Annotated in this window: 17 protein-coding genes; 4 read left to right on the forward strand and 13 right to left on the reverse strand. The window is 40.1% G+C overall.

What is annotated here, in order from left to right:
- Nucleotides 1-278, forward strand: a 278-nt coding sequence (locus E4T79_RS02310; RefSeq protein ID WP_194183763.1) for a transposase, incomplete at its 5' end; no start/stop codon positions are given.
- 93 nt (nt 279-371) lie between these two features.
- Here E4T79_RS02310 and holA read toward each other — a convergent pair.
- From holA to E4T79_RS02335, 5 genes are all read right to left on the reverse strand, one after another.
- On the reverse strand, nt 372-1403 hold the full coding sequence (holA, locus tag E4T79_RS02315; RefSeq protein ID WP_135027221.1) for a DNA polymerase III subunit delta: 1032 nt from the start codon (nt 1401-1403) through the stop codon (nt 372-374).
- 179 nt (nt 1404-1582) lie between these two features.
- Entirely contained in the window at nt 1583-3106 is a 1524-nt protein-coding gene (locus E4T79_RS02320) for an acyl-CoA synthetase (protein WP_135027223.1), read from the reverse strand.
- A gap of 704 nt (nt 3107-3810) precedes the next feature.
- Nucleotides 3811-6048, reverse strand: coding sequence for a DNA internalization-related competence protein ComEC/Rec2 (locus tag E4T79_RS02325; RefSeq protein WP_135027225.1), 2238 nt, complete (start codon nt 6046-6048; stop codon nt 3811-3813).
- Complete coding sequence (locus tag E4T79_RS02330) at nt 6032-6670, reverse strand: helix-hairpin-helix domain-containing protein (protein WP_135027227.1); 639 nt, start codon at nt 6668-6670, stop codon at nt 6032-6034. The genes E4T79_RS02325 and E4T79_RS02330 overlap by 17 nt, the downstream gene beginning before the upstream one ends.
- Before the next feature lie 64 nt (nt 6671-6734).
- A complete protein-coding gene (locus E4T79_RS02335; RefSeq protein WP_135027229.1) occupies nt 6735-7481 on the reverse strand; it encodes a 1-acyl-sn-glycerol-3-phosphate acyltransferase in 747 nt (248 codons plus the stop codon).
- 95 nt (nt 7482-7576) lie between these two features.
- Between E4T79_RS02335 and E4T79_RS02340 the strand changes: the two genes are divergently transcribed.
- Nucleotides 7577-8326: a tRNA1(Val) (adenine(37)-N6)-methyltransferase gene (locus E4T79_RS02340; protein ID WP_135027230.1), complete on the forward strand. Its 750-nt coding sequence runs from the start codon at nt 7577-7579 to the stop codon at nt 8324-8326.
- A gap of 7 nt (nt 8327-8333) precedes the next feature.
- Nucleotides 8334-8591, forward strand: coding sequence for a GIY-YIG nuclease family protein (locus E4T79_RS02345; protein ID WP_135027375.1), 258 nt, complete (start codon nt 8334-8336; stop codon nt 8589-8591).
- A gap of 113 nt (nt 8592-8704) precedes the next feature.
- Here the strand turns inward: E4T79_RS02345 and E4T79_RS02350 are convergent, their stop codons facing one another.
- The 6 genes from E4T79_RS02350 to E4T79_RS02375 form a co-directional block, all read right to left on the reverse strand.
- Nucleotides 8705-9112, reverse strand: a complete 408-nt coding sequence (locus E4T79_RS02350) for a GNAT family N-acetyltransferase (protein ID WP_135027377.1) — start codon at nt 9110-9112, stop codon at nt 8705-8707.
- A 445-nt stretch (nt 9113-9557) separates the two neighbouring features.
- Entirely contained in the window at nt 9558-10073 is a 516-nt protein-coding gene (locus E4T79_RS02355; RefSeq protein ID WP_135027232.1) for an isoprenylcysteine carboxyl methyltransferase family protein, read from the reverse strand.
- Nucleotides 10074-10467: 394 nt separating this feature from the next.
- The gene (locus tag E4T79_RS02360) at nt 10468-11070 is read right to left on the reverse strand and encodes a DUF1648 domain-containing protein (RefSeq protein ID WP_135027234.1); all 603 of its coding nucleotides are present in this window, start codon (nt 11068-11070) and stop codon (nt 10468-10470) included.
- Nucleotides 11057-11335, reverse strand: a complete 279-nt coding sequence (locus tag E4T79_RS02365; RefSeq protein ID WP_135027236.1) for an autorepressor SdpR family transcription factor — start codon at nt 11333-11335, stop codon at nt 11057-11059. Before E4T79_RS02365 ends, E4T79_RS02360 begins: the two co-directional genes overlap by 14 nt.
- Nucleotides 11336-11480: 145 nt before the next feature.
- Nucleotides 11481-13046 carry a DEAD/DEAH box helicase gene (locus E4T79_RS02370; RefSeq protein ID WP_135027238.1) on the reverse strand — a complete coding sequence of 522 codons (1566 nt, stop codon included), beginning with the start codon at nt 13044-13046 and terminating at the stop codon, nt 11481-11483.
- 342 nt (nt 13047-13388) lie between these two features.
- On the reverse strand, nt 13389-14297 hold the full coding sequence (locus tag E4T79_RS02375; RefSeq protein ID WP_135027240.1) for a magnesium transporter CorA family protein: 909 nt from the start codon (nt 14295-14297) through the stop codon (nt 13389-13391).
- A 129-nt stretch (nt 14298-14426) separates the two neighbouring features.
- On the opposite strand from E4T79_RS02375, the gene E4T79_RS02380 reads away from it, so the two are divergent.
- Nucleotides 14427-15212, forward strand: a complete 786-nt coding sequence (locus E4T79_RS02380; RefSeq protein WP_135027242.1) for a hypothetical protein — start codon at nt 14427-14429, stop codon at nt 15210-15212.
- Between the two features lie 375 nt (nt 15213-15587).
- Here the strand turns inward: E4T79_RS02380 and E4T79_RS02385 are convergent, their stop codons facing one another.
- A complete protein-coding gene (locus tag E4T79_RS02385) occupies nt 15588-15968 on the reverse strand; it encodes a PH domain-containing protein (RefSeq protein ID WP_135027244.1) in 381 nt (126 codons plus the stop codon).
- Nucleotides 15969-15983: 15 nt separating this feature from the next.
- A complete protein-coding gene (locus tag E4T79_RS02390) occupies nt 15984-17528 on the reverse strand; it encodes a peptide chain release factor 3 (RefSeq protein WP_135027246.1) in 1545 nt (514 codons plus the stop codon).
- Between the last annotated feature and the right edge of the window lie 149 nt (nt 17529-17677).

Here is a 17677-nt window from a genome sequence, read left to right on the forward strand (position 1 = left end):
GAAAGTATGACGAGCGCTTTTTTACCAAATGGTTTGATAACCAGCTCTTACCCTCTTTGTCAGAGCCACATCTTATTGTAATGGATAATGCCAGCTTCCATCCTAAAGCGAAATTGGATAAGCTTGCTATAGCCAAGGGACATTATTTTCTTCCATTACCTCCCTATTCTCCTGAACTTAACCCGATTGAACAATATTGGGCTAATCTCAAAAACAAGGTTCGGAATCTACTCAGAGCTGGAAAGTCTGTATATGAAAGTTTAGAATACTGTTTATAAACTAAACGACTATAAAAGACTATATTAGCTCGAAGCTAGCAATGGAAACTTCAAGATTGCACAACTGTGCTCCACTATCTGCTGCCTCTAGCATCATGCGCTAGCAATTTTTAACAGAGCAATATCAAAAAGATAGTCCTTGTCAAATTGTCCCTGTTTAATCTGATAATCCGTTTCGATCAAGACTTGCACTGCTTTTTTTAGAAAAGAAAGTGACAGAGAACGAGAATCCCGCAGAGCAAACTTAACTTGAAAGGGATTCATTTTCCGTCCCATAATGGTCGATAATTCAGTAACCATATGTTGCTCGCTCAATCCCTCCTTGTGTAACATCTGAACCTGTAAAAACAGACGGAATTGGTTGAGCAAAATTGCAATTAACTTAATCTCATCTTCTCCTTGTAAACGTAAGTCACGCACCAGGCTTTGAGCTTGATCAATCTTACCTTGTAAAAGAAGCTGGCTCATATCAAAGAGATTATCCTGCAAGGTTTTGGGAATAGCCTGTTCAATATCGTCTAGACTAATCTGACTATCCCCCTTATAGGAGTACAAAAAAGCAAGATTTTTATGGATTTCAGCAAAATCAAAATTGGATTTGTTCAACAGATGATCCATAACTGTATTGTCCATGCTCAGCCCCATTTTTCCAATTTCTTGTTTAAAAAATTGTCGAAGCTCTGCTTCTTTGAGACTATTGGCTTCCAAAACAAAACCATCCCGTTTTAAGAGTTTGACCAGACGACGCTTGCTATCGAGTTTTCCTCCAGCAATAACAATCAGCTTTGTCGTTTCAACTGGTTGGCTCAAATAGTCCTCAAATTTTTTTAGCTCCTCATCACTTAAATACCGTTTTTTATCGGTTGTCACATCAGCAAAATAATCCAAGATAACAATTTTTTCATCTGAGAAAAAGGGCAGAGACACCAAATCCAGCTCCACCTGGGCGTAATCTGTCTCTGACATATCAAAGTAGGCATAGGTTAAATCACTGCTATCAAAACCAATTCGTTTCAATAGGATTTCTTTGGCCAATTGAAACTGTCCAATATCCTCTCCAGTCAGAACCGTCAGCAGCGCCAGGTTCTCTTTCTTCATTTTCCGAATCTCATCAATAATAGTCATTAATATTTCCCTCGCATTTCTTCTCTTCATTATATCAAAAAAACGTCCAATGAACGTTTTTTCATACAGTCTAAAATTAGAAAACAAGGTCTAGCAGAAAAGTGACTGTTGAAGCCCAATCCTCTATAAAAAAGAATGAAATACCACTTCCAATCTCTTTTCGATGAGTCAAGCTACCATTAGAGATTCTTCATTTTCATCTCTGCTTCCATTTTCAAGCGCTGCACTTTCATGGTTGCCGTCCGCGGGATATCCTCATAGGCCAATAAGATTGGTTCCTTGAGTAGGGGTAAATCTGCCACTTGATGCCACCAAGCATCCCAGTCCATATCTGCACCTTCTACAAGAGCGATAATGGGTTGTGGAGCACCATTAGCATCGCGAATGATAACGACTTCTGACAAGAAATCCAACTGATCCAACAAGAAATCTTCCAAAGCGAGATTGCTATCAATTGATTCAATTACATCAACCTGACGATCTTTCAAAATCAAGCTTCCTTCCTCAGTCATACAGCCATAATCGCCACTATCCCACCAGTCTCCATAAACATTCTCCTGGAACCGAGCATCCTCTTTATAATAAGTTACCGCACGACCTCGCGATAAGAGTTGAATATGCCCATTTTGACCAGCTGGCAAAGGATAGCCATTTGCATCTGTAATTCGTGCCTCTGTATAGCCTTTAAGACCGAATCCCATATCCCGACCGCTTGTCTGCTCCAGTGTGTCTAGACGGTGATAACGCAAAATCATCGGTCCACATTCACTCTGACCATACACCTGCATAAAGACAGGATCTTTTTCCCTAGAAGCCTCTAAAAAGGCACGCAAGGTTCCGATATTGATAGCATCAAAAGTGGAATGATAGTAACGGATACTTGAAAAAAGGGATGGATTTTTCTTAGCAAGCTGCGCCCATTGAACAAAATTATTAGGATGGGTTTCAAGCGCCATTGGTCTATAGCGTTCCAAACTCTTTGCAACATCTTGAGCTTTAGCAGACGACAAGGGAAGCAAGGGAAAACCAAGCCCAATGGCAGAAGAAACACCTATATTGTAGCGTGAGTGAACAGGAGAAATATGGAAAGCCAATAAATGGCGCTCACTCATCTTTTCAAAAATCGTCTGCTGCCAGGCTACGCGCCAACCCATGGTCTGTGCCGTGTGACAAATCAACTTGGGAATTCCGGTCGTTCCAGAAGTATGGGTCATATACTGAATCACATCCTCAGGAAGTAGATTCTCAGCAACAGGATTAGCAGGAAATGCCAATAAGTCTGCAATCGCAAGTGTCGTCACTAAATCCTTACGCTCCATTGCTGCAACTCGCTCTGCTGTCTCCTCATCAAAAACGATAAAAGAATGTTCCAAACGCTCTGCAAAGACATCAATGGTACTAGCTGGCAGGTGATAGGATGGCATTACTGGAACGGCCCCCAAGGCAGTCGCTGCGACTGCTAACAAATAGGTATCAAATGCCGGGCTTTTATAAAACATGACCTTATCACCATGGGAAACTCCTGATGCCGCTAGCTGATAAGCCCTTTGCTGAATAGCAGTAAAAACCTGCGCATAGGTATTTTCAAGCCCCAATTCAGGGAAAGATTGATAAGACTTGTCAAAAACAATCTTAACTTCTGGAAACTGCTCTGCTGCTTTCTTAAATTGACGATATAAATTTAATGGTTGATAGGAAATCATCTGATTTATTCCTAACCTTTCTAAGTTTGTGAAAAACAAAACATGATTACAACTATTATATCACGTTGAAACCTCTTCCACAAATGAGAACTGCTCTAGACATCATAAATGTATAAAATTAAAACTCCTAAACCTTTATTTAGTTAGACACCAACCTGTTTCTAAAAGATGTTTCTACTTTTTAGAAAATAACAGACCTTAACATTCAGAAAACGAATATTTCTCCGAAAAGTCTTTCATAAATCTCCCCTAAAATCTAAATTGTTATCAGTATTTTAAAAATATGTTCATTGCATATTTTCTCAAAAGAAGCACCCGTATCACAAGTGAAGTTCCTTGTTTCTAGAAAAATCATCATTTCTATTGATGTTATAGTCATTTCGTTTATATTTTTATTACTTCGTTCACTCGTCTTGCTGTACTCCAGTACTACCTGCGACTCCTTGCCTAGTACTAAAAATAAACGAAACGGCTATATCTTCAATTATGAAAACAACTTAGAGGTTGATTGTTGCTCCTACCTTTGAACAACCTTGAAATATTGGTAAATGACCTCCGTCCTTTCATTGGTTTGGCGGTGGTTCCTTGCTTATTCACTGCATTTCATTTATAACAAACCTAGTATCCTCAAGGAGTGGTCATCATTAGGAAATAGGCTATTGATAGATACCCAATAGGAACTCCTGTTCAACTATCCCGTTTCTCTATCTCACCGTTTCAATCTTCCACTTCCTCCAACCTCTGAAACGAATAGCACCTTGTTCATCCGTTCGAAACACCTGGATCTGCCGTTCTTGAAAACGCGTCAGAGTTTCTTGATGCGGATGCTTGTAACGATTGTTTTTCCCAACTGAAATCAAGGCAATCCTTGGAGAAATAGCAGCCAAAAATTCTGGATGAGAGGAACCTTTCGAGCCATGATGTCCTACCTTTAAAACATCAACAGACAACTGAGGATACTGTTTCATCAACTCTAACTCACTATCTTCCAAATCCCCTGTGAATAGAAAACGAGTCTGCAAAAACTCCCCATATAACACAACCGAATCATCGTTACCACCGTCTCCTTTTTGATAAGGATAGAGTACATGTAAAAAGCCGTCACCTATCGGAATAGTATCTCCCACTTTCACAAGATGAGGTCGCACCTTTACGCTCTGCAGGATCTCTGCTAATTTCTGACTGCTAGCACTTCCCTCAGAAATATATATCCTACCAATAGCCATTTCTCTCACCACTTCCAGTAAATCTCCCATATGATCCGTATGGGCATGAGTTAAGATTAGATAATCAATCCTACTCACACCGCGACTACGAAGATAGGGGAGCAACGTTCGCTTCGCATTCGCTTGATTTGTCCCTTGTTGCCAAACTTCTTTTGTAGCAACATTCACTCTACCACCTACATCAATCAAGACCGTCCGCCCTCGTATATCTCTCAAAAAAATACTATCCCCTTGCCCAACATCCACTACTGTCACCTCATTTTCTAAGGGATATTTGACTATGAAAACGAGCAGAGCTAACAAGCTGATAAGTCCCCAACACCATTTCCAATTCCGATACAGATCATACAAAGAGAGCAAAATAAGCAGCAAGATTAGAAGTAAAACAACTGTCGGCTTCCCAAAAATCAATGGTTTTAAGTCCAAGTCTACTATCCACCGGATACAGGCTTCTAACCATACAAAAAGAGCATTCACTTGCGTGAGCTTCATAAGCGGCGAAAGAAGAAAGACAAGGCTCAAGCCTGGTAGCAAGACTAGATCAAAAAGAAAGGAAAAGAGAAATGTTAATAGAATAGATAAGGGTTGAAAGCTGTAAAAATAATAAATCAATAAGGGAAACATAGCTAGAGAAATCGCTAAACTTTCTACAGCTACTCGCTTATAAGCTGCCAAATCTTCAAAATCAAAAACAGCCAATAAAAAAGCATAGGCAAAACTCAGAACACCGCCTACTGTTAGTAAAAAATGAGGCATGATTAGAAAAGAAAGGATAATCGTACAAGCTATATTATCTAACTTACTCATTCCCATATTGCTCAAAATCCTTTGCAAAAGGGAACGATTGACTGAAACTGAAAATCCTGTCAAGCTTGCATAAATAAAGGCAAACGGAAGCTGTAGCCAATCAACTATTTCTTTTCTTATTCCGAAACGTAAGAAAAAGGAACGGAACCTATCTACAAAGAAGCCAACCTGCATACCAGAAAGCGCAAATAAGTGGATTATCCCTAGGCTAGAATACAAATCGCTCATCTGCTCAAATTCCTTGTCCAAATCTCCAAGCAACAACCCTGTCATATAGTGCCGCATTGGATTTGGAAAATGCTCCTTAATATAGACTAAAAGCTTTCGTCGAAGTAAGGAGAGCCAGTCCAAAGGATTCCATGAAGTCTGCTGGGCAATCTTCTTAATTTGACTAATCTTGACCGTTCGATAAATCTCTTGTGTCCCCAAGTAATCTTGGTAATCAAAGCCATTAAAATTCCGCTGACTTTCTGGGACAGATACAGTCGCTTCCACCTCTAGCCTCACCAGATGCGACAGACTTTTGAAGTAAACCTGCTCCCTTTGACTTTTTAATTGGTAAAAAACCATATACCGATATCCTGACGATCTTGCACGAAACGAAAGGCTGTCACCATTGATATGAATGGTATCTGGTTTGACATCTAAGTAGCTAATCTCTGTCAGAGTAGATGCAGCATCCATTGCCACTTTCATACGTTGCAGGCCAAATAGGAGAAAAAAACAGGCTAAGATAGGAAGCACCTTATAAACTATCATCTTCCCTTGCTGAAAATAGAGAAGAAGTAACATTGCCACCAAAATCACCATTGATAAGAAGGACAAATGATGCATAACAAAGTAAAGGGCTAGTAACAAGACAGCCAAGTGGATGGGAGTAAGGGGCAGACCTTTAATCAACTGTGACATAAGGACGAATGTTCTCCAGACTCTTACTACCAATTCCAGGTACATCTTTCAAATCATCAACCGATTGAAAATGCCCCTTGCTCTCACGATAGGCAATAATATCTGTCGCACGCTTAGTACCGATACCTGCAATGGTCTGCAAATCTGCCTCTGTTGCAGTATTGAGATTCACTAGCCCCTCCTTTACTCCCTTATCGCTACTTGTTTGTGCTGTCCTTGTAGTAGGTACAACAGAGATTGCTTCCTCCTTGGTTGCTACGTAAATAACCCCCTCATCACTCAGCTTCTGAGCTAAATTGATGGATTTAGAATCAGCAGCCTCTGTCAAACCACCCGCTGCTTCCACCGCATCATGAACACGACTACCTACTGACAAATGATAAATTCCTGGTTTCTTGACTGCGCCTTTGACATCAACCATTAGGCTCTCTATGGACTGCTTACTAATTGGCATCTCCATTACCTGTTCGCTGCTACTTACTAATTCTTCCACGCGACCCAGCTCCCCACTCGGTCTTATTGGAGCTATCAAAAAGAAAGTCACAGTCATCACAAGCCCCCCTACAGCTACCACAACCAATAATTGATAGTGACGCAAAAATGGTATCCATTTTTCAGACATATTCCTACCTCCACTTATTTATTCGTAAAAAATTAAAAAAACTCGTCTGAAACGAGTTTTTTATTTACTTATCTAAATGAGTAGTTGGTTTCCAAACGAAACTTGCGAGATAGCTAAAGAGATAGGTCAAGCCTAGGACAAGAGCGACAAGGATCAAGACGGGGACGCGGTAGATGAACGTCCAATAACTCATGCGTTTCTTGCCTATCTGAGCCGAGCGAGCAAGGTCGTCCAAGCGATTGAACTCTGACTCAATGCGGTGGGTTACTTCTGCAATTCCTGCATCATCCAGACGTTTAATATCTGAAATATCAATCGGATTTCCAAAGGCAACATCAATTCGATCTCCCAGCAATAGATTTTTCAAGCTCATCGGTCCAACATAGGTTGCGGGCATAATTTTAACTTTAGCAGTCTTTGCAATGACAGCCACACCACCTTTTAATTCGCTAGAGTGACGGCTCCCCGACGGAAACATTACTAAAGAACGGTTGCTTTTTTTCAACATTTTAACTGGGTATTTAATGGCCGCAGTTCCTGGATTACCCCGGTCAATTGGAAAGGCACCGCACTTACTAATCCACCATCCAAATCCTCGATTCTTGAACAATTCTTTTTTAGCCATAAAAATAAATTGTTTCGGTGCTGAAGCATATCCTAAAAAGACAGGATCCCAGAAAGTTCTATGCGGTGCTACCAAGATATAATTTTCATCCTGAGGTAAAATTTTCTCCCTATCATGATAATGAATATTACCGTTGACAGCCCACAGTAAAAAGAATAATAAACTTCGTAAATAAGAATAAAACATTGTGCTCTCCTTTGCTCATTTCTTACCTATTATACCATACTTTGGAAACGAACAAAGATTTTTCATCTGCCCTAACAATGTGCTATAATAGATGTATGAACAAGCCAGTATTACAAGCTGGAGAGAGGATTGATCAGCTCTTCTCCACTGATGTCAAGATTATTCAAAACAAAGAAGTCTTTAGCTATTCTATTGACAGCGTTCTTCTATCTCGCTTTCCAAAATTGCCTAAAAAAGGGCTTATAGTGGACTTATGTAGTGGAAATGGGGCTGTCGGTCTCTTTGCTTCTACTCAAACCAAGGCCAAGATTACCCTTATTGAAATCCAAGAACGCTTGGCAAATATGGCAAAACGTTCCATTGCTCTCAATCAATTAGAGGGACAGGTTGAGATGATTCACGATGATCTCAAACACCTGCTAGCTTACGTACCGCGTTCACAGGTTGACTTGATTCTCTGTAATCCACCCTATTTCAAGATTGAACAACATCCTAACCTGAAAGCTAGCGAGCATTATCTATTGGCTCGCCATGAAATCACTACCAATCTGGAAGAAATTTGTAACGTCAGCCGTCACGCGCTAAAATCAAATGGTCGTTTAGCCATGGTACATCGGCCAGAGCGCTTCCTTGAAATTATCGATACTATGAAAGCCTATAACCTAGCCCCAAAGCGGGTCCAATTTATCCACCCAAAACCTAATAAAGAAGCTAATATGCTCTTAATTGAAGCTATTAAAGACGGGTCATTAGAGGGATTGAACATTCTACCACCTCTGATCATTCATCAAGAAAACGGAAACTATACAGCAGAAATCGAGGAAATCTACTTTGGAAAAGGCTAACCATTACATGTATGTAGTTCGCTGTGCAGATGACAGCCTCTACACCGGTTATACCAACGATCTTGATAAACGGCTTGCGACCCATAACAGTGGCAAAGGAGCCAAATACACCCGTATCCAGAGCCGCAGACCTGTTGAACTCCTCTACCATGAAACTTTCCTCGATAAATCAAGTGCCATGTCTGCAGAAGCCCTCTTCAAGCGCAAAACACGCCAGCAAAAATTGGATTATATCACAAAAAATCTCACTCCCGATAAGGAGTGAGATATTTTTATAGGCTTTTAGTTTACTTTTAATACAAGGCGACGAGCTGCAGGCTGTACTAGCGTACGACAAAGTGAGTGAACGAAGTCATAAAAGTAAACTGAATGACTAGATTATTTCAAATAGGTATAGGCTACACAGTCCATTTCATCAACTGCCCTAAATCCTAAGGATTCATAGAAAGCCTTTGTCTTTTCTTCTTTTCCTGTCAAAAGATGGAGTTGATAGATATTCGGATAGTTTGCTAATAGCTTCTCCATTAACTGGCGACCAATGCCTCTGCGCTGATAATCTGGAAGAACCAAAATATCCTGGACAAAGATAATCGAATAACCGTCACCAACAGCCCGCAACAGACCCACGAGCTTTGCATCATCAAATGCAGCAATAACCAATAAACTATTGTTCAAGGCCTGCTCAAGTAACGCAGGATCCCTCGTATAATTTGTCCACTCCACTGCTTCATAGAGTGCCAGTACTGCTTTCATATCTAACCTTTTTTGTATCATATAGGTAAGCATCATCTTCTCCTTTTTGTAGTTAATCGTCTAGAGTGATGATGCTTTGTTCAAATTTCTAATCCCCATGAAACCTCCTCATTTACGAATGACGTGCTAGCTTTTTATAGGCTTTTAGTTTACTTTTAGTACTAGGCAAGGAGCTGCAGGCTGTACTAGCGTACGACAAAGCGAGTGAACGAAGTCATAAAAGATAAACGAAAAGGCTATACCCCCTGTACACAGGAAGAAAATACAGGTAAGCATTGTTGAATTCTAGGCAGTTTTTAAACGATTTGCAGGTACGGTACATCTCAAGAGAAACAATTTCCTTGCTGCAGTTTCTAGTATAACAGACTAGCCTACTTCGTACCCCTTTCGTTGAACAGCTATTATCGAAAACGAAACTTTCTTTATCCATTTAGCTGTGACTTTTCCCTCAGAACCCCCTACCCAATTCATAAATCTCCTAGCTGTTTGGCAGAATAACTTTCTCTAACAATTCCTCTTCTTCTCTAATCCGACGCCACAAAACGAGTGTATAAAAAGGCGCTAGAAATACGGCTGCCAACCATGAATGGCATAGAAGGGTCAAACCAACTAATTCTGGAATGATATTTAGATAATAGTTGGGATGTTTGACAACACGAAAAAGAATATGGTCATTATAAGTGTGATTCTTGGCAATCATCAACTTCACTGTCCATATTTCTCCTAAAATAGACTGTACAAGGTACAACATACACATGGAGAATATGAGTAACACAATCCCAATTACTCCCAGCATATCTACAGGACTATGCTTTATGAGGGCTTCTACTAGACTAAACAGATAAAATAAAATATGTAGAATGGTCAAATAGCGAGTATTTTTAGCTCCATACTCTCTTCCACCATCTTTCAAAATCATTCGTTCATGTTGAATCGAAATCTTTAAAAACCATAGCCGTACTAAAAATACAACTAAAACAATACTAATAATCATACGATTTTCTCCTTATTCATCATTGTAGCCTTTACAAGACTATCTTAAGATAGTCTTTTCGTTTGCTTTTATAGCCGTTTCATTTATTTTTAGTACTAGGCAACAAGCTGCAGACTGTACTAGAGTACGGCAAAGAGAGTGAACAAAGTCATAAAAATATAAACGAAATGACTATAGTACTAGGCAACGAGCTGCAGACTGTACTAGAGTACGGCAAAGAGAGTGAACGAAGTCATAAAAGATAAACCAAAAGACTAGATTATCTTGTAAAGGAACTTTCTTATTATATAAAGGAGACATCACAAGGTCAATCACTTTCCCATATTTTACATCTTGACGAGATGAAACATAGATAGTCTGTAGATTCAAACTATTATACGGTTTCTAAGCATTCTTATTTACCGGTGATTTTGTAGCCCTTTACCCAGACACGAATGCTCCAAATGCCAAACAGTAGTATAAAGATGAGACCAACAATCAGGGAGACGACGGGGGCAAAAAAGAGACTAATCAGCAAGGCAAGTGCTCCTCCTATAAAGAGATAGGCTGCTTTTTTGCGGTCAGTTAAGGTTTGAGGAGAGGTTATACCTGCCACATCTTTTGGCATATAATTGCCCGTAATCAGATAAACACCTGCTAAAAAAGCGACAACTAAACGACGGATGTCTACCTGATAACCCAAATTATATAACAAAATGAAGCCTGTTACAAGTGTAGTGAGGATAGGCATTAGCCATTTAAGCACTCTAACAGCAGGAATTTGACTATTTTTTGTGACATCAAGTGCAATACACAAGCAAACATGAAAAATAAACGCCAGTACAGGAGTTAGCACCAGGGTTTCCCATTTACTATTTATCCCGTTTGCCTGGTTGTCAATTCCAAAGTGCGTATACAAAACAGCTGGTAATTGCCCATAATAACAGACTGCGAAAGCCAATGGTATCAAAAAAATCAAGCTGGTCACAAGCAGCTTCTTCCAATCAATTCTTTTCATCACTTTTTCCTCCAAAGCTGGCAATCCAGACCAGCACTTCTTCAAACACAGTATAATTGAGCCGATAGTAAATGAAATTCTTCTGTTTCTCTTCTAAAATGAGACCTGACTTTTTCAAGACAGACAAATGATGCGACACGGTAGCACTGCTCAAGTGAAACAACTCCACAATTTGACCTGCAGATTTGGAACCCGACTTCAAATATTCCAAAATCTGCCTGCGAATCGGTGCTGAAATCGCCTTTAAGGTTTCTGATAAGCCCATGTAATTTCCTTTCTGCTTTCTATTTAGAAATATTTCTAAATAGAATTATACTCCTTTTATTCATAATATCAAGAGGCATTTAGAAAAAAATCGAAATAGATTTCAAAAAGAAAGAAGAGATGCTGAACACCTCTCCTAGAATCTTCTATTTATCCCCTTTATTGCGAATGACAAAACCTGTCTTTTTCTCACTTGAGATACGTTTGCGTGGATTTTTGTTGTTGTCTTTTCCGAAACGGTTCCGATCGTTGGAACGACGTTTTTCTTTGTAATCACGACGTCCTCCACGGCGGTCATCTCCACGACGGTTGTTTGATGATTTACCGCCTTTACCAGACTTACCACGACTACCGCCTTTATCACCTGGGACATATTTAAACGGCAATGGTTTTTCACGTGCAATCTCTACCTCTGGCATCGATTCTGGATCTTGTACAGTCAAGCTCAAGATGTACATTGCCAATTCTTCTGGCGAAAATTCACTAGCCAGTTTAAGGGCATCCTTACCAAACTTCGCAAAGTTCTTACGAGTATGTTCATCTGCAAAATCCCGTTCAATTTTCTTCAGAGCAACTTTTTTCTTAGCTTGAAAGGCTTCTTCTGCTGTTGCAGGTTTCATGCCTGTCATGCGTTTCTTAGTCAAGTCTTCGATAATCTTGAGGTAGCCCATTTCATTTGGTGATACAAAGGTAATAGATTGTCCAGACTTCCCTGCACGCCCTGTCCGACCAATACGGTGAACATAACTTTCAGGATCTTGTGGAATGTCATAGTTGTAGACATGAGTCACTCCTGAAATATCTAACCCACGGGCTGCAACATCTGTTGCAACTAGGACATCCAGACCACCGGTCTTAAAATCACGTAACACACGGAGACGCTTACCTTGGTCCAAATCACCATGAATACCCTCTGCACGAAAACCACGGATTTTTAGACCACGGGTTAATTCATCTACACGGCGCTTAGTCCGACCAAAGACAATCGATAATTCTGGCTGCTCCACATCCATAAGACGGGTCATAGTATCAAATTTTTCTTGTTCTTTGACACGAATATAGTACTGATCCACCAATTCAGTTGTTAATTCCTTAGCTTCAATCTGCACATGCTCAGGATTTTTCATGAATTGAACACCGATACGTTTAATCGGAGCTGGCATAGTCGCTGAAAACAGAAGAGTTTGACGGTCTTCTGGAACACGGGAGATGATTGATTCAATATCCTCCAAAAAGCCCATGTTGAGCATTTCATCAGCTTCATCAAGGATAAGAGTTTCAACATGAGTAAGGTTTAAGGCCTTACGTTTTATCAAGTCAAGGAGACGGCCAGGTGTTCCAACTACGATATGAGCGCCAGACTTGAGCGCCTTGATTTGCTTTTCAATACTTGAACCTCCGTAGACAGAGCGTACTTTGACCCCCTTACTACGACCAAAGCGGAAGAGTTCTTCCTGACTTTGAACGGCCAATTCCCGCGTTGGAGCAATGACTAAGGCTTGAATTGTCACTTCGTCCGTACGAATTTTTTCAAGAGTAGGTAGACCAAAGGCCGCCGTTTTTCCTGTCCCTGTCTGAGCCTGACCAATCACATCCTTACCGTCAAGGGCAAGTGGAATGGTTTTTTCTTGAATCGGACTTGCCTCCACAAAACCTGCTGTTTCGATTTCTGCTAGTAAGTCAGCAGATAACTGTAATTCATTAAATTTCATACTCTTCTTTCTAAGTTGGGAAAATCCCAACGACACCGATGGGACCTCAGCCCTCGTCTAAAAAATAAAAACCGTCTAAGCAGGACAGGTTTTTTTAGACATCACTCTGGTGCAAGAAGTGGAGCTTATTTCCCATATATACAATTTTGTTGCATGCAACTTATCTAGTATATCATAAAGAAAGGGCAAAAGATAGTAAAATTCATTATTATCTGTTTTTAATCAATCATGAACACTCTAACATGACGTTCGTCCTGTTACAAGTACGAAAAATATCCCAGAGAAATATACTCTAGTTCACGACCATACACATTAGAAAGGCGCTGAACTACAACACATTTCTTATTTTTTATGAGCGACCCATTTTAAAATATGTGCAATCACAATCCATAAAATAGCACTCATAATGATGATATAAATCCACGCATGATGATTCTCAGTCCAAGGAAGTGGAACATTCATGCCAAAGAAGCCTGTAATGACAGCAATAACAGCAAGTAAAATGGAGATAATGGTCAAAATCGTCAGGTTATCATTCAGATTGTTGTTTAAGACATTATTGTAGGAGTTAGACAACTGCTGCAAGACCTGGGAAACCAAATCCGTCATCGCGACCAACTGCTTAGCTTCAATCATCGCATCTTCAAATTGTTCATGTTCAATCTCATCAAAGCCGCGATAAATTGCATGTCCTCTAATATGCTCAAGCAGCATCAGATTTTGCTTAGCTGCAGCAAGCAGGTAGACCATACTGGTTTCCAAATCAGAGAGGGCAAATAAACGCGATTTCGTTGTCGTCTGGCGCAAGAGCGTATTGATCTCATCCTTTGCCTTATCCATTTTTTCAATGACAGGATAGTAAGAATGACTAATCAGCTCGATACTCGCAAAGAGGAATTTATAGACGGTGACTGGAGCATGGTGTTCAATATAGCGAACCATATTACGCGTCACATACGCATTATCCTGATTGGTAATAGTAATCAGGCGATCTTTTTGGACAATGAAAGTCATGGGAACCGTTTCATAATAATCCTTTTCACGCTCCAAATCAAGGACATTGTAGATAAAGACAACTGTACTATTTTCGCGATTGTAGTCCATATGGGCACGTTCATTCTTATCCAATGCATATTCAACCGTTTCCGTATCAATACGATATTTTTTATATAATTCTGGCGTTTGGTGCAAACTCTCAGCATCTAGGTTAATCCAAGACATCCCATTTTTCAAACTTTTCTTAATGAACATTGCTCCGCCTCCACTTTTTCCTCTGTCCCATTATACTATAAATCACCATTCAGAGTACTTTCTAAAATTGTATTTGACAAAAAGAGAAAGATAACGTACACTATTTGTATAGGAAATAAAGGAGTTTTTATGAAAAATCAACAATTAGACCCTCTCACAATGATGGTAGAAGCCAATAAGAAAAAACGGAAACGTATCTTGAAAGTTATCTTCGGAATAGTAGGAAGCCTCTTTTTCGTAGCTGCTGTTGCGGGCTTTATCTTTTATCGCAATGGTATCATTGAAGGAAAATGGGAAAATCCAAGCTTTGCTACTGAAATGAAACAAATAGCTGTGCATGAATTTTCAGGCGACTTGGAGGAAACGTTTCCACTCAATCCAGAAGAGGTTGTTGGAGAAACGGGAGTAACCCTTGAGGTCAAAGATAATAAAGCCGTTGTCACACTCTATTCCACCTTCAACAAAAAAGCCCTACTCACTGCCTATGATAAGGGCATTCAAAAGGAATATGAAAAAGTGCTAGCAGAGGCAGAACAAAAAGCAACAGAATATGGTGTTGATAAAGAAACCTTACTGAAAGAAACATTTGGAGATGACTACGAGGCTAAAATTAAAGCCAATTTCCCTAAGCCTGAGGGATTTGAGAAGCAATTCGATGATATGCTGGCTAGAGAACTAGCAGAAAATAGCAAGGCTCGGTATGATGCAGCAAGCGGTCGATTCTCTGCCGTTTACTTTGAAGGGGAGATCAATCCGCTGACACACTCACTCCAAATAACCGCAGTCAATCCTGCTCCTGACTTTGCTTCATTACCATTAATCCCTAAAAAAGGCGACACTATGTTCTACACACACAATGGGAATACACTAACCTTTATCGGAGGAGAGGAGTATCCATTTAAAGCTGCTGATTAGCAAAATTGAAGCAGTGCTGCTCCTAAAGTTAGGACAACCGAAAAACATTCGTGAAAGACTCATTTCCTCTATCGAGTAGGAAATGAGTCTTTTCATTTTCATTAAAGCCTAGGATTTTATAGTCTTTTAGTTTACTTTTAGTACTAGGCAACGAGCTGCAGGCTGTACTGGAGTACGGCAAAGCGAGTGAACGAAGGAATAAAAGATAAACGAAATGACTATAAGAATGGAAAAAGTTGATGTTTGACGAGTAGCAAGACAAGTACATTTCCTTTTCGCACATAGCTTTGACGATGCTAAAAACACTCCTGCCTTTAGTTTACACTAAATCAACAGGAGTGTTTTTCTTGTCCCCATTTCAAAGGGGCAATCTTTTTATTTTAGTACCGCTGCTGCAAGAGCCTGCTGAATAGCAACCACACTCTTATCGCTCTTGAATTGCAGTATTTCTGCTGGCTCTATACTCGATGAAATCCAGATTTTTAACTCTGCATCCAAATCAAAATGCCCAGATGTTTCGACCTCAAAACGGGAAATAGCGCGATAGGGAATAGACTTGTAGGAAGTTTTCTTTCCTGTCATTCCTTGTCTGTCCACCAAAATCAAGCGCTTATCCGTAAAGACAATCAAATCACGGATCAGGCTAAAAGCTGACAATACCTGCTCAGTCGGTAATAAAATCGCATCTAACTGAGCTTCTACTTTTGCCGTATCCGTTTGAGCGGCATTTCCAATTAAACCTGATAATAGTCCCATTCTCATGAACTCTTTCTACATCTTTTCTTCTAGTACCACATCTGGATACTTGTCTGCAAACCAACGGAGGGCAAAGTCATTTTCAAAAAGGAAAACAGGGTGATCAAAGCGATCTTTAGCTAAGATATTTCGACTAGACGACATCCGTTCATCCAACTGGTCTTGGGAAATCCAACGCACAGTCTTTTTCCCCATGGGTGTCATGACTACTTCTGCATTATATTCCTGTTCCATACGGTGCTTAAAGACCTCAAACTGGAGTTGGCCCACTGCTCCCAACATATACTCTCCTGTCTGATAATTGGTATAAAGCTGAATAGCTCCTTCTTGCACCAATTGCTCAATTCCCTTATGAAAAGATTTTTGTTTCATGACATTCTTAGCAGAAACTTTCATGAATATTTCAGGTGTAAAGGTTGGCAGAGGTTCAAATTCAAACTTATTCTTACCAACAGTCAAGGTATCCCCAACTTGATAAGTCCCTGTATCATAGACCCCTATAATATCTCCTGCCACGGCATTTTCAACAGTTTCACGTGCTTCAGCCATGAACTGGGTGACGTTTGATAACTTAGCTTTCTTACCTGTCCGCGTCAAATTGACATCCATACCGCGCTCAAATTCTCCTGAAACGATGCGAACAAAAGCAATCCGATCACGGTGACGAGGATCCATATTAGCCTGAATTTTAAAGACAAATCCTGAGAAATCATGAGAGAAAGGATCGACCATTTCCCCATCTGTTTTCAAATGTCCATGCGGTTCTGGCGCAAATTGCAAAAAAGTTTCAAGGAAGGTCTGTACACCAAAATTTGTTAAGGCAGAACCAAAGAAAACTGGGGTTAGCTTACCTTGTAAAATCGCTTCTTCTGAAAATTCATTTCCCGCTTCGCTCAACAGCTCAATATCTTCTAAAACCTGAGCATAGAAAGGATTGCTACCAAATAGCGCTTCTCCCTCATCAAAACTTGCAAAGCGCTCCTTGCTACGGTATAGCTCCAAGCGCTTGTTATGCAAATCATACAAGCCCTCAAATGATTTTCCCATACCGATTGGCCAGTTCATTGGAAAACTTGCAATTCCAAGGACTTCTTCCAATTCTTCCAAGAGATCCAGGGGCTCACGACCGTCACGGTCTAATTTGTTAATAAACGTAAAGACGGGGATATTGCGGTGTTTCACCACCTCAAACAATTTTTTAGTCTGGGTTTCAATCCCCTTGGCTGAATCAATAACCATAACCGCAGCATCGACCGCCATCAATGTTCGATAGGTATCTTCTGAAAAGTCTTCGTGCCCTGGAGTATCAAGAATATTGACACGCTTACCGTCATAGTCAAACTGCATAACAGAAGATGTTACCGAGATCCCCCGTTGCTTTTCAATATCCATCCAGTCAGATTTGGCAAAATTTCCTGTCTTTTTCCCTTTGACCGTACCAGCCTCACGAATTTCTCCACCAAAGTAGAGCAACTGCTCTGTAATCGTAGTTTTTCCCGCATCCGGGTGGGAAATAATAGCAAAGGTACGGCGTTTTTTTATTTCATCCTGTAATGTCATGTTGAATCCTTTTTTGCTTTTCTATACTCTTTGAAAATGGCAGAATAATTACCTGTCTCTTTTCTTGTATCTTTCTTATTATAAACAAAAGAGTACGATTTTTCAAATCAGAGTGATAAAAAACAAGGAGGTAACTCCAATCATGATGT

This window comes from Streptococcus sp. LYSM12, from assembly GCF_004569635.1.
In the GTDB taxonomy this organism is placed as follows: domain Bacteria; phylum Bacillota; class Bacilli; order Lactobacillales; family Streptococcaceae; genus Streptococcus.